Below are 22,271 nucleotides of genomic sequence, written 5' to 3'. Positions count from 1 at the left end.
GACTTCAGCACCGAGGTGCCCCGCATGATCATCGACCACCCCCTTCTCGGCCCGCGCGATGCTGCTGAATTCATCTATCTGGGCGACGCCGCCCTGATCGACCGCCCCGATTGGCAGGCCGAGGATGCCGAGGGCGCGTTCTACGAGTACGGCTACCTGCGCGACAATACCGCGGGCCAGATGCAGGAGCTTTGGTATCACGAGCAGGGCGACCGCAGCTGGCTGGTGGTCACGCGCGACACGCTCACGCATGAAATTTCCAAGGTGGAACTGGCCCGCGATGTGGCGCGGCAAAGGGGGCGCGGCAAATGAGCCAGATCAACCGTATCAAGGGCGGCCTTGTCGACCGCTCGAAACCGCTCGATTTCACCTTCAACGGCAAGCAGATGCAGGGCCATGCAGGCGACACGCTCGCCTCCGCCTTGCTGGCCAACGGCCAGATCCTCGTCGGCCGCTCATTCAAGTATCACCGCCCGCGCGGCATCCTGACCGCCGGCTCCGAAGAGCCGAACGCGCTGGTGCACCTGCGCACCGGCGCCGCGCAGGAGCCGAACACCCGCGCCACCGTGGCCGAGCTTTTTGACGGGCTGACCGCGACCAGCCAGAACCATCGCGGCCCGCTCGAATTCGATCTGATGGCCGTGACCGACCTCATGTCGCCGTTCCTCAGCGCGGGCTTTTACTACAAGACCTTCATGTGGCCCGCTGCCCTTTGGGAAAAGCTCTACGAGCCGGCGATCCGCAACTCGGCGGGCCTCGGGCGCCTCTCGATGGAGGAGGATCCCGACACCTACGACAAGGGCTTCCTGCACTGCGATCTGCTGGTCATCGGCGCCGGTCCCTCGGGCCTCGCCGCCGCGCTGGCCGGCGCGCGCTCCGGTGCACGCGTCATCCTCGCGGACGAGGATTTCGCCCCCGGTGGCCGCCTCAACGCAGAAACGCTGGAAGTGGACGGCATGGCGGGCGCTGACTGGGCTGCCGCAACGGTGGCCGAGCTGGCCTCGATGGACAATGTCCGCCTGATGACGCGCACCACGATCTACGGCGCCTATGATCATGGCGTCTATGGAGCACTCGAGCGCTGCACGGACCATCTGGCGACATCAAGCGGCAGGCCGCGTCAGGTGCTCTGGCGCATCTATTCCAAACGCGCCGTTCTGGCTGCCGGCGCGACCGAGCGGCCCATCGCCTTTGGCAACAACGACCGGCCGGGCATCATGCTGGCCGGGGCCGTCCGCACATACGTGAACCGCTATGGCGTGGCGCCGGGCCAGAAGGTGGCCGTGCTGACCAACAACGATGACGGCTGGCGCACCGCCGCCGATCTGGCCGCCAAAGGTGTCGAGGTCCGCGCGATCATAGACACGCGCGATGCGCCCGCTGTTTGCGATGTGCCCGGCGCGCGCCATATCCGCGGCGCAGGCGTGGTTGATACCGCTGGCCGCAAAGCGCTCAAGCGCATCACGCTTACCGACGGCCAGATGATCGACGTCGATTGCCTCGCCGTCTCGGGCGGCTGGAATCCGAACGTGCATCTCACATGCCACCAGCGGGGCCGCCCGACGTGGAACGAAGGTATCCACGCCTTCGTGCCGGGCCGCGATCTGCCGCAGGGCATGGTCGTCGCGGGCGCCGCTAACGGTCAGCTCACCCTCGCCGCCGCGCTGGGTGAGGGCCGCAAGGCCGCGAATGCGCAAGTGAAGGATCTGGGCTTCACCCCCTCGCGCAAGGCCGCGCCCAAGGCCGAGGACGAGGCGCATGAAGGCGCGCCGAAATGGCATATCCCAAGCGGCAAGGCCCGCGCCTGGGTCGATTTCCAGAACGATGTGACCGTCAAGGATATAAAGCAATCGCACCGCGAGGGCTTTGTCTCGGTCGAGCATCTCAAGCGCTACACGACCACCGGCATGGCCACGGATCAGGGCAAGACGTCGAACATCTCGGCGCTGGCGATCATGGCCGAATGCACCGGAAAGTCAATTCAGGACACCGGCACCACCATCTTCCGCCCGCCCTACACGCCCATTCCGATCGGCGCGCTGGCGGGCCGGGCGCGGGGCGCCGATTTCCGCCCCTACCGCCTGACACCGTCGCACGAATGGGCCAAGGCGAATGGCGCCAGCTTCGTCGAGGTCGGCAACTGGCTGCGCGCGCAATGGTTCGTCAAGGGCAACGAAAAAGGCTGGCGTGATAGCGTCGACCGCGAGGCGCTGAACACGCGCCAGAATGTCGGCATCTGCGACGTGACCACGCTGGGCAAGATCGATGTGCAGGGCCGCGACGCCGCCGAGTTCCTCAACCGCGTCTATGCCAATGGCTTCGCCAAGCTGGCTCTGGGCCGCGTGCGCTATGGCATCATGCTGCGCGAGGATGGCATCTGCTATGACGACGGCACGACCGCGCGCATGGGCGAGAACCATTACGTGATGACCACGACCACCGCCAACGCGGTGCTGGTCTTCCGCCGCCTCGAATTCGCGCGGCAGTGCCTTTTCCCCGATCTCGACGTGCACCTGATCTCGACCACGGACGCCTGGGCACAATTTGCCGTCGCTGGCCCCAAGGCGCGCGATCTCTTGCGCAAGATCGTGGATGCGGATCACGACATCTCGAACGAGGCCTTTCCCTTCATGGCCTGCGGCGAGGTCAGCGTTTGCGGTGGCACGCCCGCGCGGCTCTTCCGCATCTCCTTCTCGGGCGAATTGGCCTATGAGGTCGCCGTCCCTGCGCGTTATGGCAATTCCATGATGGAAGCGCTGATTGAGGCGGGCGAGGAATTCGGCGCCTGCCCCTATGGCACCGAAGCCTTGGGCGTCATGCGGATCGAAAAGGGCCACGCGGCCGGCAACGAGCTGGACGGGCGCACTACGGCGCATAACCTCGGCATGGCGCGGATGGTCAGCGACAAGAAGGATTGCATCGGCAACGTCCTGTCCCGGCGTCCCGAGATGATGCGCGACGACGCGGTAAAACTGGTCGGGTTCCGGCCCGTCGATCGCAGCTTGAAACTGATCGCAGGCTCGCATTTCATCGCCAAGGGCGACGAGGCCACCATGGCGAACGATCAGGGCTGGATGACCTCCGTCGCCTTCTCGCCCAGCCTCGGCCATTCCATCGGCCTTGGCTTCATCAAGTCAGGGGATGCGCGCATGGGCGAGATCGTCCGCGCCGTCAGCCCCGTCCACGATACCGAGATGGAGGTTGAGATCGTCCCCTCGCACTTCATCGACCCCGAAGGAGAGCGCCTGCGTGCCTGATTTCACCCTCACCGCCGCCCCGCCCCTGGCCGGGTACGAGCGCAGCTTCGGCGACGATATCCGCTTGGCCGCGCCCAAGGGTCTCGCCATCGTCTCGATCGCCCTGCCCCTCGGCGGCGAGGACGCGGCCAAGAAGGCGATCAAATCCGCCTTCGGTGCGGCCCTTCCGGATGTCGGCATGTCTGCCACGGCCAAGGACACGCGCCTGATGCGGCTCGGCCTCGATCAGGCCTTTGCCGTCTTCACCTGCGCCACGCCCGATGCCGAGCCGCAGATCGCGGCCAAGCTCAAGGGCGCGGCCTATACGACGGATCAGACCGATGCCTGGTGCGCGCTCGAGATCAGCGGGCCCGGCGCGCGCCGCGCGCTCGCGCGGATCTGTCCGATCGACCTGCACCCGGATGGGTTCAAGGTGAATGCCATCGCGCGCACGATCATGGAGCATATGGGCACAATCATCGCCCGGACCGGGGACGAGACCTATCTGCTGCTCTCGGCCAGTTCCTCGGCCAATTCCTTCCTGCATGCGGTCGAAGTGTCGGCGAAGAACGTAACCTGAGCCAGACGCTCGTCCGGCACCTTCGGCTTGATTCCGGGCGAGATAACGCGCAGCGTCGATGCAAAGCATCGAGGCACAGCATGACCCTATGGACCCAAGACGCAGAGCCCGGCCGCCCCTATTGGTGGGACGGCCTCGACTGGGCCGAACCCCAGGGCGAATTGCCCGCCACCTGCGACCTGCTGATCATCGGCGCGGGTTATACCGGCCTCTCTGCCGCCCTCGCCGCGCATGAGTGCGGCGCGAAAGTGGCCGTCGTCGACGCTTTGGACCCCGGCAAGGGCGCATCGACGCGCAATGGCGGCATGTTCGGCGCGCATCCGCGCCTTGGCTGGGGAACTCTGCAAAAGCAATTCGGCGCCGATGTGGCGGATGCGCTCTTTGACGAAGCCTCGACCGCGCTGGACTGGGCCAAGGATCTGATCGCGCATGAGGGCATCGACTGCGATCTGCAGCAGACGGGCCGCATCCAACTCGCCTGGACCGCCAAACATTTCGAAAACCAGAAGACGCTGGCGCAGACCCTCGCCGACAAGAGCCGTGTGCGCGCCCATATCGTGCCCCGCGATGGCCTCGCCCAGGAAATCGCGACCGAGCGCTATTTCGGCGGCATCGTCTTTGAGGAGCATTGTGGCATCCAGCCCGCGAAATTCCATCAGGGCCTGATGCGAGCCGTTCAGGCGCGCGGCATCCCGGTGATCGCGCATTGCCCGGTGACGGCGCTGGAGCGCACCGGCGCCACCTTCGCTGCGACCACGCCGAAGGGGCGCATCGCCGCCGAGAAGGTGCTACTGGCGACGAATGGCTACACGGCCAAACCGTTCAAATGGCACGCCTCCCGCGTCTTTGCCCTGCCCAGCTACATCATCGCGACCGAACCGCTGGCGGCCAACCTCATCGGCCATCTGGCCCCGGGCCGCCGGATGATGGTCGAAACCCGCGCGCGCCACAGCTATTTTCGTATCTCACCGGATGGCACCCGCATCCTCTATGGCGGACGGGCATCAATGGTGAATGTGGCGCCGGACGTGGCCGCGCGCCGCCTGCGCGCCACGATGTGCGAGATCTGGCCCGAACTGAAAGGCACCAAAGTCAGCCATTCCTGGAGCGGGAATACGGGCTACAGCTTTACGCATATGCCGCATGTGGGCGCGGATCGCGGCCTACATTACGCGATGGGCTATTCCGGCTCGGGCACCGTCATGGCCCCCTGGCTAGGCGCCAAGGCGGCGTATCAGGCGATGGGCGATGCGCGCGGCGAGACGGGCTATAGCCGCACCGCCCTGAAGCGGCACTGGATGCATCCGGGAACACGGCCGCATTTCCTGCAGGCGGCGAACCTGTGGTACCGCACGGCCGTCGACTGGTCCGACAATCTGAAATCACGTTGAGTGGAATATGGAGCGGGCGACGGGAATCGAACCCGTATCATCAGCTTGGAAGGCTGAGGTCTTACCATTACACAACGCCCGCTCGGGCCCGGTCTGGACGGTGCCTGATTACCGCGCTCCGCGCGCCGAGGCAAGCAGGCCGCGCCCCGGCAGGCAGAAAAATTCCACCGGAATTTTCCAGCGCCCCGTCAGTAGCGGCGGTGCAGATCGTGGGGGTCTGCCCCGGCAAGGTAGCGCAGCAGCAGCGCGAGATTGCGCGCGCCGCGCCTGAGCCACCCATCGCGGCGATAGCGTGCCGCGCTGGTGCATATCGTGGCAGGCATCATGCTGAGGCGACGGCCCAGCACACGGGCGATGGCGACATCCTCCATCAACGGGATGTCGGGATATCCGCCAGCCACGTCATAGTCATCTTTCGCAATCAGTAGCCCCTGATCGCCGTAAGGCAGGCTGAAAAGCCGCGCCCGCAGATTGGCCCACCCCGCGACGATCCGCCCGGCAAGTCCGCCATCTGCAAAGGCCAGCCGGAAATGGCCCGGACGCCCATCCTCCATCTGCGCCAGAACCGCCTGCGTCCATCCCTGTGGCAGCATGCTGTCGGCATGCAGGAACAGCAGCCAGTCACCCCCGGCCAGCGCCGCGCCCCGGCGCAGCTGCCCGCCCCGCGACGGCGGCCCGGCACACCAGAGCGCGCCGACCTCCTCGGCAATGGTGGCGGTGGCATCGGACGATCCGCCGTCCGAGACGATCAGCTCGCGGATGAGGCCCGCCTCGACCCCCTCCATCAGGCCGGCCAGCAAGGCGGGCAAGCCCGGCTCGGCATTGAGGGTGGGCACAATGACCGATAACCTTGCGCGCATGTCCGCCCCCTTTTGCCCGCCCGCCGCCCTCCTATATGAGGGGGCATGATGACCAGAGAGGTAGCAGCGATGAGATCCATTCACCAGATCACCGGCGCCGATGCGCAGAGCTTCCTTCAGGGGCTTGTCACGAATGACGTGGCCAAAGCCTCGCAAGGCTTGGTCTATACCGCGATGCTCACGCCGCAGGGCAAGTATCTGGCCGATTTCTTCGTGTTCGAGCGGGACGGCATCCTGCATCTGGACGTGGCCGAGGATATCGCCCCCGGCCTGATCCAGCGGCTGAACATGTACCGCCTGCGCGCGGATGTCGCCATTACCCAGACCGACCTTCAGATGCGGCGCGGCATCGGCCCTGTCCCCGAGGGCGCGCTGGCCGATCCCCGTCACCCGGCGCTGGGCTGGCGTCTTTATGGCACGGAAGGCGGCGATGACGGCACCGATTGGGAGGCGATCCGGGTCGCGCATTGCATTCCCGAGACGGGCATTGAGCTGACGCCCGATACCTTCATTCTCGAGGCCGGCTTCGAGCGTCTGAACGGCGTCGATTTCCGCAAGGGCTGCTATGTCGGGCAGGAGGTCACGGCCCGGATGAAGCATAAGACCGAGTTGCGCAAGGGACTGGCCATCGTCGCCATTGAGGGCGCCGCGCCCGATGGCACGCCTATCACCTCCGAGGGCAAGCCGGTTGGCACGCTCCATACCCGCTCCGGGGACCGCGCCATCGCCTATCTGAGGTTCGACCGCGCCTCCGGCCCGATGGAGGCGGGCGGAGCCACGGTGACGTATTCGGCGTAGCGCGCCGCCGGTGGTCGCTCCGGCAGAGGCGCCATAGGCGCCTGCCTACCCGCCGGGCGCCCAGGCGCGCTGGTCCGGCACGAAAAGGCGGAGGCTCTCGCCCACTGCCATGCGCCCCTCGCGCTCGACCCAGGCGGTGACGCCGCGGCGGCCCTTGGCAGCGGTCTTGAACTTCGGGCCGCGTCCCGGGTGATCCTTATCGATCTCGCGGGCCGGATAGAGACAGGGGCGGTTTTGCATGTCGATCACCAGGGAGGCGCCATTGGGCCCCTGCAGCCGCGCCGAGGGCGGCACATGGCTGAAATTGGGGATGCCCTCGACCACCATCGACGCGCCCAGCCACGCCGGATCAATGACGTCGAGCTCCATGCGCGCGGCAATCTCGACCAGTTCCTCGGCTGAGACGATGCTGAGCTGGCGGGTATTGGCGATCTCGGTGCCTTGGGCAAACTGCTCTTTCACGCGGACGCAGGAGGGGCGGGTGAGGCCTGAATGCATCTCGCCCACCACACCAGCATAGCTCAGCTCGACCGCGTCCAGCGGGCGCGAGCGGATGTCGGGACGCGGCTCGGGCACGAGACCCAGCCATGTGATGCGGGCGGTGTAGGAGGTCAGTTTGAGGGCAGGCATGCGCAGGCTCCGGTGGGATCAGAGGACCCGCGCATCTTGCCGCGCGCCGCAGGTCTGTCAAACGCCGAAATGTGATGCGGCCGATCAGGCCCCGGCATCAGACCGTGAGCGTGAAAAAGAGTCGGCGAAAGGGAAAAAGGACGCTGCCATCGGCGCGCACGGGATAGGCGCTCTGCATCACCTCTTCGTAACGGGCGATCAGCGCCGCGCGCTCATCCTCGTCCAGCGCGTCCAGAATTGGGCGCGCATAGGTGCTCTCGGTATAGCGGCGCACGGGGTGGCTTCCAGCCTCGGCGGTGAGACGTTGGTAGTACTCGGTCTCCCACATGCGAAAGCGGCCCTTGGGGGCCAGCAGCGCATCGTATTCGACCGGGGGCAGAACGCCCGGCCCCGCGCCGGTATCAACCCGGCCCGGAAAGAGATCCTCGACCAGCGTCAACCAGACGCGATGCGACGGCGCATTGTTCTGATGGGGCAATTGCACGGCCAGCGTGCCGCCCTTGCCCAACATCGCGGCCAGCCGCGGCATAAGCGTTTCGTGGTCGTCCAGCCAGTGCAGCACCGCGTTGGAGTAGATCAGGCCCGGTGCGCGGCGCGGATGCCACTCGCGGATATCGGCCTGCCCGAGGCTGCTATAGCCGCGCGACTGGCGCGCCTTTTCTAGCATTGCCGGGGAGGCATCGACGCCAATCACGTCGCGGCCCATCGAGCGTTCTGCCAGTGCCGCGCCCATCTGGCCCGCACCGCAGCCAAGGTCGATCACATCGCCCGCCCCCATCTGGCCCACCGCGTTCAGCAGGTCCATCGCGGGGCGCAGGCGTAAATCCTGGAACCGCGCATAGGCGCGCGGATTCCAATCCGTCTTGGGAGAGGCGGTCGGCATGCTCGTCACGCTGTCGGCTCGGGCTCCATTCCGCCGCCGTCGCCGCCGCGCGGCGCCTTGGGCTTGGTCTTGGGGATGGCCGTGACCGACGGCGCGCTGCCGGTGTCCGAGCCGTCGTCATCGTCGCTCGACTGGGGCGGCTCGCCCCGGGCGACGCGCTGGATTTCCTCGCCGGTCAACGTCTCGTATTCCAGAAGGCCTTCGGCCAGACGTTCCCACTCATCCTTTTTCTCCATGAGGATGCGGTGAGCGGTGGCATAGGCCTCGTCGATCATGCGCTTCACCTCTGCCTCGATCAGCTCCTTGGTATGAGCCGAGATCGAGAAGCTGCCCGCGCCATTGCCCATGTAGCCCTCATGCGCCTGCTGGTAGTCGATATTGCCGACCTTGTCGGACATGCCCCAGCGCAGAACCATTGCACGAGCCAGACCGCTGGCCTGCTGGATATCGCCTGCGGGGCCGTTCGAGACGTCATCCTCGCCATACTTGATGATCTCGGCGGCCTTCCCGGCCATCGTCATCGCCAGCTTCTGCTCGCATTCGGACTTGTGCCAATTCAGGCGGTCAATCTCGGGCAGGCTGACCACCATGCCCAGCGCGCCGCCACGCGGGATGATCGTGGCCTTGTAGACCGGATCGCATTTGGGCAGCGCGAGGCCAACGATGGCGTGTCCGGCCTCGTGATAGGCGGTCTTTTCCTTCTGGTCCTGCGTCAGAACCATCGAGCGGCGCTCGGCGCCCATCATCACCTTGTCCTTGGCCATCTCGAAATCTTCCATCGCGACAAAGCGGCGACCGATCCGAGCGGCCATCAACGCGGCCTCGTTCACGAGGTTGGCCAGATCCGCACCCGAAAAGCCCGGCGTGCCGCGCGCGATGATGCGCAGGTCCACATCGGGCCCCAGCGGCGTCTTGCGCGCGTGAACGCCCAGGATCTTCTCGCGGCCCTTGATGTCGGGGTTCGGGACAGTCACCTGACGGTCGAAACGGCCCGGACGCAGCAGCGCGGGGTCCAGAACGTCTTTGCGGTTGGTCGCCGCGACGATGATGACGCCCTCATTGGCCTCAAAGCCGTCCATCTCGACCAGAAGCTGGTTCAGCGTCTGCTCGCGCTCGTCATTGCCGCCGCCATAGCCGGCACCGCGGTGACGACCCACGGCGTCGATCTCGTCGATGAAGACGATGCAGGGCGCGTTCTTCTTGGCCTGCTCGAACATGTCACGGACGCGGCTTGCGCCAACACCCACGAACATCTCGACAAAGTCGGAGCCCGAGATAGTGAAGAAGGGCACGCCCGCCTCGCCGGCGATCGCGCGCGCCAGCAGCGTCTTACCAGTGCCCGGAGGGCCCACCAGCAAGGCGCCCTTGGGGATCTGCCCTCCAAGGCGGCTGAACTTCTGCGGGTTGCGCAGGAATTCGACGATCTCCTCCAGTTCTTCCTTGGCCTCGTCGATGCCGGCCACGTCATCGAATGTCACGCGTCCCGATTTCTCGGTCAGCATCTTGGCCTTGGACTTGCCAAAGCCCATCGCGCCACCTTTGCCGCCGCCCTGCATCCGGTTCATGAAATAGATCCAGACGCCGATCAGCAGAAGGAAGGGCAAGAGCGACAGAAGGAAGGTCTGGAACCCCGATTCTTCCTGAGCCTTGGCCGTAACGGGGATGCCCTCGTCGATGAGAAGCTGCGTGACTTCTGCATCCGCCGGCTTGATCGCCACGTAATCCTTGCCATCCGTCTTGCGGAACTGGACGGTTTCGCCGTCCAGCGTGACATTGGTCACGGCGTCGTCATTCACGGCCGCCACGAACTCGGAATATTTCACCGATTGGCTCTGAAGCGTGCCGCCGCCGCCGCTGAAGAGGTTGAACAGCGCCAGAACCAACAGGAACAGAACCAGCCAGAAGGCTATATTACGTGCGTTGCCCAAGGAAACTCTCCTAAACTTTCGGTCGCCCGCGGGCATATCACGCGGGCCGTGTATCTTAAATAGAGATCATGCCCTCTTGTTCAATGCGATAATAGCGCCGCGTGGAAATCACTCAGGGCGCGGCAAGGCGCGGCGCGGTACTCAGAACTGTAGCGTGCAAGCGGTGCAGCCAGCAAGGCGGCGCCGCGCCAGAGGGCGGGCGAGGCGTCGATGGAATGCGCAGGCAGGCCGGATTCGCGCCATTCCGGGCAAAGGGTGCGGCCCTCGGGGCCGAGCGCGGCGATATGCGCGCCGGGCGCTGGTGGACCGATCAGGCGCCAGCGGCCATCCCACGGCTCGCCAAGATCGGCGCGCAGACCTGCCACCGCGGCAAATTCGCGCGCCAAGCGGATCTGTCCCCTGCATTGCGTGATCCGGCAGCCCGCCAGCGTGCCGCCCTGCCCGGCGGCGATGGCGGCCATCAGCCGCGTGACGTCCGGCCCGCGCAGGCGCACCCCCGGCCCGGCGATCCAGCCGATGGCCGCGCCAAGGATCCGGCGCGCGATGTCAGGGCGCAGCGCGGCGAAGCCCGCGGCGTCCAACAGAAGATCGCCTTGATCGGCCCTCACGATGTGCTCCGCCTCCAAGGCCGCATAGTGGCCCAGCGTCGCGCTTGCCTCGGCCAGATGCGCGGCGACATCCGCCAGCGCAGGAGCGTCGATGCCGACCGGGGCGAATGCCGCCAGCGCGCGGCGCGCCAGCGTGCGGCGATAGCGCGGATCATCATTGCTGGGGTCCTCGGCCCACTGAATGCCGCGCTGCGCAAGATAGGCGCGCAGATCGCCGCGTCCGGCGGCCAGCAAGGGCCGGTGCAGCACGGTGCCATGCGCCGCGCGGCGCGCCTGCATCGCGGCAAGGCCCTCCACCCCGGCGCGGCGGGCAAGCCGCATCAGCAATGTCTCGGCGACGTCGTCGCGGGTATGGCCCAGCACAAGGCCCGCCAGACCATGCCGTGCGGCCCAACCCGCCATCAGCGCATAGCGCGCCTCACGCGCGGCGGCGGGCAGGTTGCCCTGCCCGTCCCAGCCGTCCCAGACCAGCGTGTCATGCGCGATGCCCAGACCGGCGCAGACCTGCGCGACCTGCGCGGCCTCATCCCCCGCCTCGGGGCGCAGGCGGTGATCGACCGTGACGCAGCGCAGCGGGGCGCGGCCCCATTCCACCATCAGGTGCAGAAGGGCCATGGAATCGCTACCGCCCGACACGGCAATGCCGAGCGGGCGGGCGTCATCCTGAAAATGGGCCGGGATCAGAGCGCGCAGATCGGCGCCCGCGCCTTCGGTCACTGGCAGGCGAGCGTCTGCATTTCGCTGCGCGCATCAGCCGCCGACGGGCTGCCGGCAAAGCGGGCCTCGACTTCGCGCAGGGTCTGGCAGGCGGCATCGTCCTGCCCCAGCTGGCCCAGTGCCCGGCCAAGACGATAGAGCGATTCCGCAGCCTGCGGGCCTTCCTTGTTGGCGGAAAATCCGTCCAGATAGGATTTCGCGGCGTCCTTCACGTTGCCCCCCTGCTCCAACGCCTTGCCGCGGGCCAGATAGGCGCGCGGCGCCAGCGGGCTGCCGGGATAGGTCTGCAGGAAATTGGCATATTTCTCGGCAGCGCCGGCGGTATCGCCCGAAGCCATCGCCGCCTCGGCTGCGTCGAAATCGGCCTGCTCGCCCACGGCCAGCGATCCGGTCGGCTCTGTCGCGCCTTCAGGCTGGGCAGGCTCGATTGCGGGCGCACCGCCCGAGACACCGCCGCCGGTGGCGGGCATATCACCGCCGCCCAGCGTCGTCGTTTCGCTCAGTTGCGAGGTGTCGCCGCCCTCAAGCTCGACCAGGCGAAACTCCAGATCGCCGATGCGGTTGGTGCCGTCGCTGACCACCCGGTCGATGCGCAGCTGCATCTCTTCGGTGCGGGCCGTCAGGCGCTGAAGCTCGCTCTCGATCGCGCCGACCCGGTCAAGGACCGAGCCGGACGTGCTGAGCTGGCCCGCCGCGCCTGTCGTACTCAGCTCGCGCCGCAGCTTTTGCACCTCGACGTAAAGGACCGTCAGCTCCTGCCGGATATCGGCCAAAGTAGCGGCTTTGTCCTGCGCATGGACAGGAAGGGCAAAAGTGGCAACGGCGATCAGGACAAAAATGCGGCGCATGGGCGGGCTCCGATAGAGGGGCGATTGAGGGGCTTAGCTGCTTGCGCCGCCGACCGAGATGACCGTGACGGCGCGGCGGTTCTGCGCGTAGCAGGCCTCGTTGCTGCAGATCTCGATCGGGCGCTCCTTGCCGTAGCTGACGGTTTTCAGACGGCTTGCGGGCACGCCCTGGCTCAGCAGATATTCCTGCACCGAGTTGGCGCGGCGCGCGCCCAGCGCGAGGTTGTATTCGCGCGTGCCCTGCTCGTCCGCGTGGCCTTCGATCACGGCGTTGTAGTCGCGGTTGGTCAGCAGCCATTGCGCCTGCCCGTCAAGGGTGCGCTGCGCCTCCGGGGTCAGGTTGTAGGTGTCGATTACGAAGAGGACGCGGTCACCGACCGTCTGCTGGAAATACGCGGGCGATGCAGGATCGCTGGCCGAGCCTGCGATCATGCCGCCATTCGCGCCCATGCCGCCGCTGAGGCCGCCCGCGGCGTCATCGCCAAAGCGGCCCGGATCGGTGCAGGCGGCCAGTGAGAGGCCAGCGCCAAGAAGGATCATCGTCTTGAGAAAGGTCATGTGGGGAGCCTCATGAATGGTGTGGATGCGCGGACAATGCACGGTGTTTCCAAGGTTTGTAGCACAGCGCGCGGCGCAATGGAATCGCCGCGCGCAGGTTTTGGGCGGCCGCTTATTGCAGCGGCGACCATGACGGATCGCTGGCCCCCGAGGCGGTCGGCACGCGGCGCAGGTTGCGCCCGGTGATATCGACCGAATAAAGCGACGCCTGGCCGGATTCGCCCTGCGTCTCGCGGGTGAACATGATGACGCGGCCATTCGGCGCCCATGTCGGGCCCTCATCGAGGAAAGAGGCGGTCAAAAGGCGCTCTTCGCTGCCATCGGTGCGCATGACGCCGATGTGGAACCGTCCCGCCGCCTGCTTGGTAAAGGCGATGAGGTCACCGCGCGGTGACCAGACGGGCGTGCCGTAGTTGCCGTCCCCGCTCGAGATGCGCCGCGCCTCGCCGCCGCTTGCAGGCATCACGTAGAGATGATTGCGGCCCGAGCGATCGCTTTCGAACACGATCTGGCGGCCATCGGGGCTGAAGCTGGGCGCGGTCTCGATCGAGGGCGCGCTGGTCAGCCGCGTGCTGGCGCCCGAATTGATGTTCATTGTGTAGAGGTCGGTATTGCCGCCCGCTTCCAGCGAATAGACCACCGTCTGACCGTCAGGGGCAAAGCGGGGAGCAAAGCTCATCGTGGCGTCCTGCGTGGGCAGTTGGCGGCGGTTCACGCTGGCGACGTCCAGCACGTAGATCTTGGGGAATCCGCTCTCATAGCTGGTATAGAGGATGCGGTCGCCATTGGGCGAAAAGCGCGGCGCCAGCACCAGCGACGAGCTGTCGGTGAGGTAGGTCACATTGGCGCCGTCGTAATCCATGATAGCAAGGCGCTTGGCGCGCTGGTCCTTGGGGCCGGTTTCCGACACGAAGACGACGCGGCTGTCGAAATACCCGCCCTCGCCGGTGATGCGGCTATAGACCTGATCGGCGATCTTGTGCGCGATGCGGCGCCAGCCGCTTTCGGTGCCGACGAATTGCTGCCCGCTGCCCAATTCCTGCCCGGCGAAGACGTCCCAGACCCGGAACTGCACGGTCAGCCGCCCCGAGGCATCCACATCGACCGAGCCGGTGACGAGGGCCTGCGCATTGATCGCCTTCCAGTCGGCGAACTGGACCGGGCTGGAAAAGCTGGTGATCGTGCTGATATGCGCGCTGGCCGGGATCTCGCGAAAAAGGCCGGTGCCGCTGAGATCGGCGGAGACGAGGTTCGATATGTCCTGCGCCACCTGCGCGCCGCCGCCGGTGGAGACGAAGCCGGGCACGGCAAAGGGCAAGGGCTCGATCACGCCTTCGGTGATTTCCAGCCTCAGCGGCCCCTGCTGCGCGGCGGCAGGCAGGGCGGTGAGCGTCGTCAGAAGAAGCGCCAGAAGGGCCGTGACTCGTGCCATCATTTGATCCTCATGTTTTCCGGGTTGAATACCAGTTCCACGTTCCGCCAGCTTGCATATTTTTCCGCCGGAAGGCCAAAGCCGCGTGCGCCGCAGCGCAGGATTGCGCGGCGGGCCGCCTCATAGGCCTGCTGGGCCGAGCCTGCGGTGCCGCCGGAACTGTCCAGCATCCGCAGCGTCGATTCGATTGGCCTTGCGTCCTCGGACATCTCGAATCCGACGGTCACGGTAGTGTTCAGCGCATCGCTGCTGAGCGAGCCGGTGTTCCAGCAATTCTGGACCGCGACGCGCAGCCCGTCCTTTTCGCCCGCCGTCAGGGGCGGCCCGGCGTTGATCGACGGCGCGGGTGCCTCGGCCGCGCCGCCAAGGGCTGCGGCCAGCGCATCCTCGACGCTGGAGCTGTCTGTAGCGGGCGCAGGCTCCGGCTCGGCGGCAGGTTCGGGGGCGGGTTCTGCCGCAGGCTCGGGCGCGGGTTCGGGATCGGCCGCGGCAGTCTGCGTTTCCGGCTCGGGCTCAGGTTCGGGTGCGGGGCGCAGATCCTGCGGGCGGGTGCGCGGGCGCACCGAATTGAGCGGCGCGGCCTCGACCGTTTCTTCCTCGGCCTCGGTCACAATCTCGGTTGCCGCCGCCTCGGGGGCGGTCGCCTCGGACTCCTCGCGCGGCATCTCGGCGGCCTCGTCGGGCACGGCCTCTTCGCGCACCACGTCGTCGATGGCGGTATCGGGGGCGGGCGGCTCGACCTGCTGGGGCGCGACACGCTCGGCCGGGCGCTGCTGCGGGCGCGGCGCTGTGTCAGGCACGAGAGCGGCCATGTCCTCGGCAGGCGGCTCGATGGCAGGCGCCTCATCCGCCACCTCGGCCTGCGGGGTCTCGGCGGGCGGCTCGGGCGCGGGATCGGGGGCGATCTCGGGCGCAGGTTCGGGTGCGGGCGCCGCCGGGGGCGTATCCGCCTCACTGGTCATGTCGGGCGCGTCCTGCGGCACGTCAGGCGCGGCGGGCGGCGCGATCTCGGTCGTCTGCTCGGGCGAGTTGCTGCGCGCGACGATATCGGCATATTCCTCGGAACTGACGGCAGTTACCTGCACGGCGTCGAACTCAAACTCCCGGTCCGGCAGCATGCCGCCGAACAGGATCCAGCCGATCAGGCCGATATGACCTGCCCCCGATATGATCTGACCTGTATTCACGCGGGCCGCCGCCTCAGTTTTCCGGCGCGTCCAGCGCCGGACCGCCGATATCCGTCACCAGACCGATATTCTCGAACCCGGCACGATTGAGCGCACCCATGACCTGCACCACGTCGGCATAGGGCACCGCCCCATCCGCGCGCAGGAAAATGCGGTTGCTGTCGCGCTCGGAGGCGATGGCGCGCAAACGCCCGATCAACTCGTCGCGGTTCACCTCGGTCGTCTGGATCGAGATCGCACCTTCGGCAGTGATGGTGATGGTCAACGGCTCTTCCTGCTCGCCCGGTAGAGAATTGGCCGCGGTTTTCGGCAACTCCACCGGCACGCCCACGGTCATCAGCGGGGCCGCGACCATAAAGATGATAAGCAGCACCAGCATCACGTCCACGAATGGCGTGACGTTGATCTCGGACATGGGGCGCGCGCGGCTGCGCCCGCGCCTGCGGCGCTTGCCCCCGCCGCCGCCTGAACTCTGGATCGCTGCGCCCATGGCCTAGCTGTCCAACTGGCGGCTGAGGATGGTGGCGAACTCATCGGCGAAGGCCTCGTAGCCCGCGACGATACGGTCGCTATCCGCGCTCAGCTTGTTGTAGAAAATCACCGCCGGGATGGCCGCCAGCAGGCCCAGAGCGGTGGCCAGAAGCGCCTCGGCGATACCGGGCGCCACGACGGCAAGGCTGGTATTTTGCGACGCGGCAATGCCGACAAAGGCCTGCATGATGCCCCAGACGGTGCCGAAAAGGCCGACGAAGGGCGCGGTCGAGCCGACGGTGGCCAGCACCGGCAGCCCCGATTGCAGCGCCTCGGATTCCTTGGCGATGGCCACGTCCATGCTGCGGTCGATGCGCGCGGTGGCGCCTGCGATCATTCCGCCATCAGTGCGATGACTGCGCCGCCATTCCATCATGCCGGACGCAAAGATGCGCTGTGACTGACCCTCAGGTTCGGTCCCGATCTGCTCGAACAGCTCGTCCAGCGGCTCGCCCGACCAGAATTGCCGGTCGAACGCCTCGGCCTCGGCACGGGCCTTGCGATAAAGAATAAGTTTCTGGATGATGATCGCCCACGCCCAGAAGGACGCGAAGATCAGCATCAGCATCACCAGCTTCACGATGAAGGTGGCTTGCGCGAACATGCCCCAGATCGAAAAGTCGATCTGATGCGCGACTGCGAGTGTTTCTGCTTCCATTCTGCCTGCTCTTTTTTTGCGCCTGCCCCTCTGGGCCGGCGATATTTGCGGCGAAACTAGCCGATGATCGGCGCAAAAGCCAATGACATCGCCGTCAGCTGCGCAAATTCAGGCCGTCAGTGCAATATCAGGCGGATATTCGCCGGAAGGCGCGCGGGATGACCGGTATCCGTCAGACAGACGATGGTCACGGTGGCGGCAAAGATCGGCTCGCCCGCGCGCATCACCTGCTGGCGCAGGGTCAGGCGCGCGCCGCTGACAGATTGCACCTCGGTCTGCACTTCCAGCCGGTCGTCAAAGCGCGCGGCCATGAGGTAGTCACACTCGATTCGCCGCACGGCGAAGGCCAGCCCGTCCTTTTCCTTCATGCTGCGCTGATCGATGCCCATCCCGGCCACCCAGTCGCTGCGCGCGCGCTCGATGAACTTTAGGAAATTGGCGTGATAGACGATGCCGCCCATATCCGTGTCCTCGTAATAGACGCGGATATCAAAGCGATGCGCCTGATCGGGGCGCGTCACCGCACCGGGATTTGTCGTGGCCTGAGCCATGGCGGTGGACCTTTCCTCGCTGCCTCTTGCCCGGCTTAAAACATGTTTGCGCGCCCTGTCCACCGCGGGCGGCCTTTACCAACGCCCGGAGCTGTGCTGTTATCCAACTTACCGACAGGCCTGTCTGCAAATATCATCGCCCTGCCCCGCACCGGCGGGCAAACTCCGCAAGAGGAACTCACCATGACGTCACTGCTGATCAAGAATGCGCGTATCGTGGACGGCACCGCCGACCGCCCGGCGGATCCGGTGGACATCGCCATCGAGGATGGACGCTTTGTCGAGGTGGGCGCGAATGCCAGGTTCGACGCGGATGAAGTGCTGGACCTCAAGGGCCAGATCGTGATGCCGGGCCTCATCGACTGCCACGTCCATGTCATCGCCACCACGGCCAATCTGGGCCTCAATGCCGAGTTGCCGAATTCCTGGATCGCGCTAAAGTCTGCGCAGATGATGAAGGCGATGCTGATGCGCGGCTTTACCACCGTGCGCGATCTGGGCGGTGCCGACCGGGGCCTGCAACAGGCGCAGGAGGACGGGCTGATGGATGCGCCGCGCCTCGTGATCTGCGGCAAGGCGCTGTCGCAGACGGGCGGTCATACCGATTATCGCGGCCCCAATCACAGCCGCGACGTCAGCTATTACGAGGGCAAGCTGGGCTCGATGGGCCGCGTTCTGGACGGGGTCAGCGCCATGCAGCGCGCCGTGCGCGAAGAGCTGAAGGGCAGCGCGCAATTCATCAAGATCATGGCGGATGGCGGTGTGTCCTCGCCTTCCGATCCGGTGGGCTACCTGGTTTTCTCGGTAGAGGAACTGAAGGCGGCGGTCGAGATCGCCAAGGGCTTTGGCACCTATGTTTCGGGGCATCTCTATGATGACCGCGCCATCAACCGCGCGCTGGATTGCGGCATCGAATGCGTCGAGCATGGCAACCTGATGGCTGACGAGACCATCCAGCGCATCGCGCGCGAGGGTCAATGCGTCGTGCCGACCAACATCACCTATGACCGCCTCGCCAAGACCGGCGCGGAATACGGCCTGCCGCCCGAGTCGGTCGCCAAGATCGCGGATGTCCGCGAGGCGGGGCTGGAGCGGCTGGCCAAAATGCACAAGGCGGGCGTCACCGTCGGCTACGGCTCGGACCTTCTGGGCGGGATGCAGCCCCACCAGTCGGGCGAATTCCCCCTGCGCGGGCAACACATCCCCGCCGACGCGGTCATCCGCTCGGCCACCAGCGACGCGGCCAAGGTACTGCGCATGGAGGGCGAATTGGGCGTGATCGCGCCGGGTGCCCATGCCGACCTGATCGTGGTGGACGGCAATCCGCTGGACGATCTGAACCTTCTGACCGAGCAGGGCGCGCACATGCCGCTGATCCTGCAGGGCGGGGTGGCGAAGAAGAAGGCGGCGGGACTCTAAGACGACCCGCGCGCGAGGTGTATCGGCAGAAGTTTCAAGGCGGACCACCTCGCGTTCGGCGCACCGCCATCCAATGACTTTCGTCAATTCGCTGCTGCGCGGCTTCGGTACTATGCTTTTGGGTTCGGGCGATCCATCGTCCGTGCCCGGTGTGTAGACCGGCAACAGCGTGAAGGTAGTGGATTCGATGGATCGCACCAGATTCGAGCAGGCCCTGCTCGACCCCGCGGATATCTATGATGCGCCTGCCGATGTGCTGGCGGATGATACCTTCTCGACCGCCGAAAAGATCGAGATCCTGCGCCGATGGGAATACGACGCCGCAGAAATCGGTGTTGCCGACGAGGAAGGCATGGCGGGCCCGAAAGGGGCGCTGGTGCATGATATCCTCGTCGCGCTCAGGTCACTCGGCGGGGATCTGGACCTTGGCCACACGCCCCCGACCAAGCAGGGCGGCCTTGATCGACGCGCGATCAAACCGTTGGGCAAGCTCTAGATGCGCGGCCTTCTTCGGATGCTCGGCCTGATCACAGGTCTCGCGACTTTTGCCCTGCCTGCGCTCGCGCAGGTGCAGCAAAGCGATACCACCGCGGATCATTCCAAGTTCGAAGAGCTGAAAGGCCCCTTTGCCTCTGGCCCCGACGTCACGCGGGCCTGCCTTTCGTGCCATACCGAGGCTGCCACGCAGTTTCAGGACTCCATCCATTGGACCTGGCAATTCGAGCATCCGAAAACCGGCCAGCTTCTGGGCAAGCGCAATGTTATCAACTCCTTTTGCGGCAATGTCGCCTCGAACGAGCCGCGCTGCACCTCCTGCCATGCGGGCTATGGGTGGGACGGTACCGAAACCTTCGATTTCGCGGCGCAGGACAAGGTGGATTGCCTTGTCTGCCACGATACCACCGGCGAATACGTCAAGTGGGAGGATCGGGCCGGTCACCCCATCTATGAGCCGACGACGATCGGCAAGAAGCACGTGCCCTATGCCAGCGGGCTGATCACCGACCTGGGTGATGGATCCTTCCGGCACGCGCCGCCCGATCTGGCGAAGGTCGCCCAGCATGTCGGCCCCCCGGGCCGGGAAAGTTGCGGCAACTGCCATTTCTACGGGGGCGGCGGCGATAACGTGAAGCACGGCGATCTGTCCTCGGCGCTGATCTCACCCGACCCGCATGTGGATGTGCACATGTCGCCCGAGGGCGCCAACATGGTCTGCACCGACTGCCACATGTCGCAGGGGCATAAGTGGCCCGGCTCGCGCTATCTGGGCACGGTCAAGGATGGGACCGTCCAGATGCCGGGCTTTAGGCGGCCCGATGTGCTGAGCTGTCAGGGTTGCCACAGCGATGCGCCGCATCCCACCGCCTCGATCAAGGGGCTGAAACTGAACGATCATACCGACAGGGTGGCCTGCCAGACCTGCCATATCCCCACATTCGCCAAGGGCGGCGTTGCCACGAAAACGTGGTGGGACTGGTCCACCGCCGGTCAGCTCAAGGACGGCAAGCCGTTCTCACTGGAGGACGGGAAGAGCGGGCGCCATTCGTATTTGTCCACCAAGGGCGATTTCGAGTGGGGCACGGATGTAATCCCGACCTATGAGTTCTGGAACGGCGTGATCGAATACACGCTGCTGGGCGAAAAGATCGACCCGGAGGGCGTTGTCGGCATCAACAAGATCCACGGCGGCGCCGACGATCGCGCCTCGGTCATTTACCCGTTCAAGCGGATGCTGGGCCGGCAGGCCTATGACGAGATCAACGAGTATCTCCTGCTGAACAACGTCTATGGCCCCGAGGGCGACTCCGCGCTTTGGACAAATTTCGACTGGGAGAAGGCCTTGGCGGCGGGCATGGCGGCAACCGATGTGCCCTATTCCGGCAAATTCGCCTTCACCGATACCGAGATGTGGTGGCCCACAACGCATATGGTGCCCCCCGCCTCCGAGGCGCTGGACTGTCAAAGCTGCCATGCCAAGGACGGGCGGCTGGCCAATCTGGCCGGTCTTTATATTCCTGGCCGTGACATGTTCGGCGTGACCGACCGGATCGGTCTGATCCTTCTGGCGCTGGCGCTGGCCGGAGTTCTGGGGCACGCCGCGATCCGCATCATTGCAGCGATGCGGCGCAAGTAGGGAGGGCACCCAATGGCCGAAAAGCGCTACGTCAAGATTTTCACCCGGTTCGAACGCTTCTGGCACTGGTCGCAGGCGGCACTGGTTCTGGGGCTGCTGGTGACAGGCGCAAGGCTGCATGGCCTGATCGGCGGCATCGACTGGCAGGCGGCCTTCGGGCTGCATCTGATCATGGCCGGGCTGATCATCGTGCTTTGGGTCTTCGCCATCTTCTGGCATTTCACCACCGGCCAGTGGCAGCACTACATCCCCACCTTCCGCAATCTTCTAGCGGTCATCCGTTATTACGGTTGGGGCATCTTTTGGGGCGAGGCGCACCCGGCCAAGCCGACGATCCACCGCAAGCACAACCCGCTGCAACGGCTCAGCTATCTGTTCCTCAAGCTGGTCATCAATCCGGCGATCTGGCTGACGGGCATCCTCTACCTGACGATCAGCGCCACCGGGCTGGACCTGTCGACCATCGCCTGGGCGCATGTGGTCGCGGCCTACGCGATGGCCATTTTCGTGGTGATCCATGTCTATATGGCGACCACGGGCGAGACGGTGGGGGCCTACCTAAGGGCGATGATCACCGGGAATGAATGGGTCGTGGTCGACGAGGACAAACCGGCCTGAGCGGCGGCCATCTCAACCTGTGCCAGCCGGACTTGGCGACGCCCTACGAATTCAGCCTGCCCACCTCTTCAATATATCCGATCATCTCATCGCAGGTCGAAATATCGGCATAGCGCCGGCCCAGGTCACGCAGGTTGTCCTTGTGCGGCTGCTCGTCATGGTCGCCCACGCAATCCTCGGGAACGATGGTGCGGTAGCCCCATTGAAAGCTGTCGATGGACGACGCCCGGATGCAGCCGCTTGTGATGCAGCCGGTGACGATGACCGTATCGACGCTGTGCTTGGTAAAGAACGGCACGACCGGCGTCTGAAAGAAGATCGAGGGGCCGGTCTTGCAGATCTTCACGTCATAATCCGGCTCAAAGATGCGCGGGTCAAGCTCGGTGCTGGGATGGCCGTGGATGAACTCGCGGCGCACCACGTCGATCTTCCAGTGAGGCATGTCATCCTCGTCCTTGTAGGCGGTGTAGCAATTGGCGACGGGGATATTATGCGCCCGTGCGACCTTCAGCAGACGCGCGGTATTCTCGAGACCCCGCATCACCATGGGGGCACCGCCGAGGGCATATTGCTCCTCGGTAAAGGCCTTTTGATAGTCGATCACGACGATGCCGGGGCGGCGCCCGCGCCCGACGGAAATCGTGCCATAGCTGCGCGTCTCGTAATCGGCATTGGTGAAATCGGTCATGGTGTGTCTCCTTTGC

22 protein-coding genes and 1 tRNA gene are annotated in these 22,271 nt (G+C 65.6%); 9 read left to right on the top strand and 14 right to left on the bottom strand.

Features of this window, described 5'->3' with window-relative positions:
• The first annotated feature begins 24 nt into the window (after positions 1–24).
• From ACEWPL_RS05580 to ACEWPL_RS05565, 4 genes are all read left to right on the top strand, one after another.
• Positions 25–312, top strand: a complete 288-nt coding sequence (locus ACEWPL_RS05580; protein ID WP_393933966.1) for a sarcosine oxidase subunit delta — start codon at positions 25–27, stop codon at positions 310–312.
• Positions 309–3,257, top strand: a complete 2,949-nt coding sequence (locus ACEWPL_RS05575; RefSeq protein WP_393933964.1) for a sarcosine oxidase subunit alpha family protein — start codon at positions 309–311, stop codon at positions 3,255–3,257. The genes ACEWPL_RS05580 and ACEWPL_RS05575 overlap by 4 nt, the downstream gene beginning before the upstream one ends.
• Entirely contained in the window at positions 3,250–3,816 is a 567-nt protein-coding gene (locus ACEWPL_RS05570) for a sarcosine oxidase subunit gamma (protein ID WP_393933962.1), read from the top strand. The genes ACEWPL_RS05575 and ACEWPL_RS05570 overlap by 8 nt, the downstream gene beginning before the upstream one ends.
• An 80-nt stretch (positions 3,817–3,896) precedes the next feature.
• Entirely contained in the window at positions 3,897–5,207 is a 1,311-nt protein-coding gene (locus ACEWPL_RS05565; protein ID WP_393933960.1) for an NAD(P)/FAD-dependent oxidoreductase, read from the top strand.
• Between the two features lie 8 nt (positions 5,208–5,215).
• Here the strand turns inward: ACEWPL_RS05565 and ACEWPL_RS05560 are convergent.
• Both ACEWPL_RS05560 and ACEWPL_RS05555 read right to left on the bottom strand, forming a co-directional pair.
• Positions 5,216–5,289: transfer RNA gene (locus ACEWPL_RS05560), tRNA-Gly, on the bottom strand.
• Between the two features lie 106 nt (positions 5,290–5,395).
• Positions 5,396–6,067, bottom strand: coding sequence for a TIGR04283 family arsenosugar biosynthesis glycosyltransferase (locus tag ACEWPL_RS05555; protein ID WP_393933958.1), 672 nt, complete (start codon positions 6,065–6,067; stop codon positions 5,396–5,398).
• A 69-nt stretch (positions 6,068–6,136) separates the two neighbouring features.
• On the opposite strand from ACEWPL_RS05555, the gene ygfZ reads away from it, so the two are divergent.
• A complete protein-coding gene (ygfZ, locus tag ACEWPL_RS05550) occupies positions 6,137–6,865 on the top strand; it encodes a CAF17-like 4Fe-4S cluster assembly/insertion protein YgfZ (protein WP_393933956.1) in 729 nt (242 codons plus the stop codon).
• A 45-nt stretch (positions 6,866–6,910) separates the two neighbouring features.
• Here ygfZ and ACEWPL_RS05545 read toward each other — a convergent pair whose 3' ends face one another.
• The 11 genes from ACEWPL_RS05545 to ybgC all read right to left on the bottom strand — a co-directional run bounded on the left by ACEWPL_RS05545 (position 6,911) and on the right by ybgC (position 17,396).
• A complete protein-coding gene (locus tag ACEWPL_RS05545) occupies positions 6,911–7,495 on the bottom strand; it encodes an MOSC domain-containing protein (RefSeq protein WP_393933954.1) in 585 nt (194 codons plus the stop codon).
• A 97-nt stretch (positions 7,496–7,592) separates the two neighbouring features.
• Positions 7,593–8,300, bottom strand: coding sequence for a methyltransferase domain-containing protein (locus ACEWPL_RS05540; RefSeq protein ID WP_393934189.1), 708 nt, complete (start codon positions 8,298–8,300; stop codon positions 7,593–7,595).
• 83 nt (positions 8,301–8,383) lie between these two features.
• Complete coding sequence (gene ftsH, locus ACEWPL_RS05535; RefSeq protein WP_393933952.1) at positions 8,384–10,306, bottom strand: ATP-dependent zinc metalloprotease FtsH; 1,923 nt, start codon at positions 10,304–10,306, stop codon at positions 8,384–8,386.
• 80 nt (positions 10,307–10,386) lie between these two features.
• Positions 10,387–11,631, bottom strand: coding sequence for a tRNA lysidine(34) synthetase TilS (gene tilS / locus ACEWPL_RS05530; RefSeq protein ID WP_393933950.1), 1,245 nt, complete (start codon positions 11,629–11,631; stop codon positions 10,387–10,389).
• Positions 11,628–12,479 (bottom strand): tetratricopeptide repeat protein, encoded by an 852-nt coding sequence (locus ACEWPL_RS05525; protein ID WP_393933948.1) that lies wholly within the window; start codon positions 12,477–12,479, stop codon positions 11,628–11,630. Before ACEWPL_RS05525 ends, tilS begins: the two co-directional genes overlap by 4 nt.
• A gap of 33 nt (positions 12,480–12,512) precedes the next feature.
• Positions 12,513–13,037 (bottom strand): peptidoglycan-associated lipoprotein Pal, encoded by a 525-nt coding sequence (pal, locus tag ACEWPL_RS05520; protein ID WP_393933946.1) that lies wholly within the window; start codon positions 13,035–13,037, stop codon positions 12,513–12,515.
• A 112-nt stretch (positions 13,038–13,149) separates the two neighbouring features.
• Complete coding sequence (gene tolB, locus ACEWPL_RS05515) at positions 13,150–14,472, bottom strand: Tol-Pal system beta propeller repeat protein TolB (protein ID WP_393933944.1); 1,323 nt, start codon at positions 14,470–14,472, stop codon at positions 13,150–13,152.
• Positions 14,469–15,656, bottom strand: a complete 1,188-nt coding sequence (locus tag ACEWPL_RS05510; protein WP_393933942.1) for an energy transducer TonB — start codon at positions 15,654–15,656, stop codon at positions 14,469–14,471. Before ACEWPL_RS05510 ends, tolB begins: the two co-directional genes overlap by 4 nt.
• A gap of 13 nt (positions 15,657–15,669) precedes the next feature.
• The gene (gene tolR / locus ACEWPL_RS05505; protein ID WP_393933940.1) at positions 15,670–16,146 is read right to left on the bottom strand and encodes a protein TolR; all 477 of its coding nucleotides are present in this window, start codon (positions 16,144–16,146) and stop codon (positions 15,670–15,672) included.
• 3 nt (positions 16,147–16,149) lie between these two features.
• Entirely contained in the window at positions 16,150–16,845 is a 696-nt protein-coding gene (gene tolQ / locus ACEWPL_RS05500; protein ID WP_393933938.1) for a protein TolQ, read from the bottom strand.
• A gap of 116 nt (positions 16,846–16,961) precedes the next feature.
• Complete coding sequence (ybgC, locus tag ACEWPL_RS05495) at positions 16,962–17,396, bottom strand: tol-pal system-associated acyl-CoA thioesterase (RefSeq protein WP_393933936.1); 435 nt, start codon at positions 17,394–17,396, stop codon at positions 16,962–16,964.
• Between the two features lie 183 nt (positions 17,397–17,579).
• Here ybgC and ACEWPL_RS05490 point away from each other — a divergent pair, with 183 nt between their 5' ends.
• The 4 genes from ACEWPL_RS05490 (at position 17,580) to ACEWPL_RS05475 (ending at position 21,567) form a co-directional block, all read left to right on the top strand.
• Complete coding sequence (locus ACEWPL_RS05490) at positions 17,580–18,815, top strand: metal-dependent hydrolase family protein (RefSeq protein ID WP_393933934.1); 1,236 nt, start codon at positions 17,580–17,582, stop codon at positions 18,813–18,815.
• 187 nt (positions 18,816–19,002) lie between these two features.
• Positions 19,003–19,311 (top strand): hypothetical protein, encoded by a 309-nt coding sequence (locus ACEWPL_RS05485; protein WP_393933932.1) that lies wholly within the window; start codon positions 19,003–19,005, stop codon positions 19,309–19,311.
• A complete protein-coding gene (locus ACEWPL_RS05480; RefSeq protein WP_393933930.1) occupies positions 19,312–20,949 on the top strand; it encodes a tetrathionate reductase family octaheme c-type cytochrome in 1,638 nt (545 codons plus the stop codon).
• Between the two features lie 12 nt (positions 20,950–20,961).
• A complete protein-coding gene (locus tag ACEWPL_RS05475) occupies positions 20,962–21,567 on the top strand; it encodes a cytochrome b/b6 domain-containing protein (protein WP_393933928.1) in 606 nt (201 codons plus the stop codon).
• Positions 21,568–21,610: 43 nt separating this feature from the next.
• Here the strand turns inward: ACEWPL_RS05475 and ACEWPL_RS05470 are convergent, their stop codons facing one another.
• Complete coding sequence (locus ACEWPL_RS05470) at positions 21,611–22,255, bottom strand: isochorismatase family protein (protein ID WP_393933926.1); 645 nt, start codon at positions 22,253–22,255, stop codon at positions 21,611–21,613.
• Positions 22,256–22,271: the final 16 nt, after the last annotated feature.

The sequence above is a fragment of the Roseovarius roseus genome (assembly GCF_043355935.2).
GTDB classification, from domain to species: Bacteria; Pseudomonadota; Alphaproteobacteria; order Rhodobacterales; family Rhodobacteraceae; genus Roseovarius; species Roseovarius roseus.
This window is presented reverse-complemented; position numbering and strand designations above follow the sequence as displayed.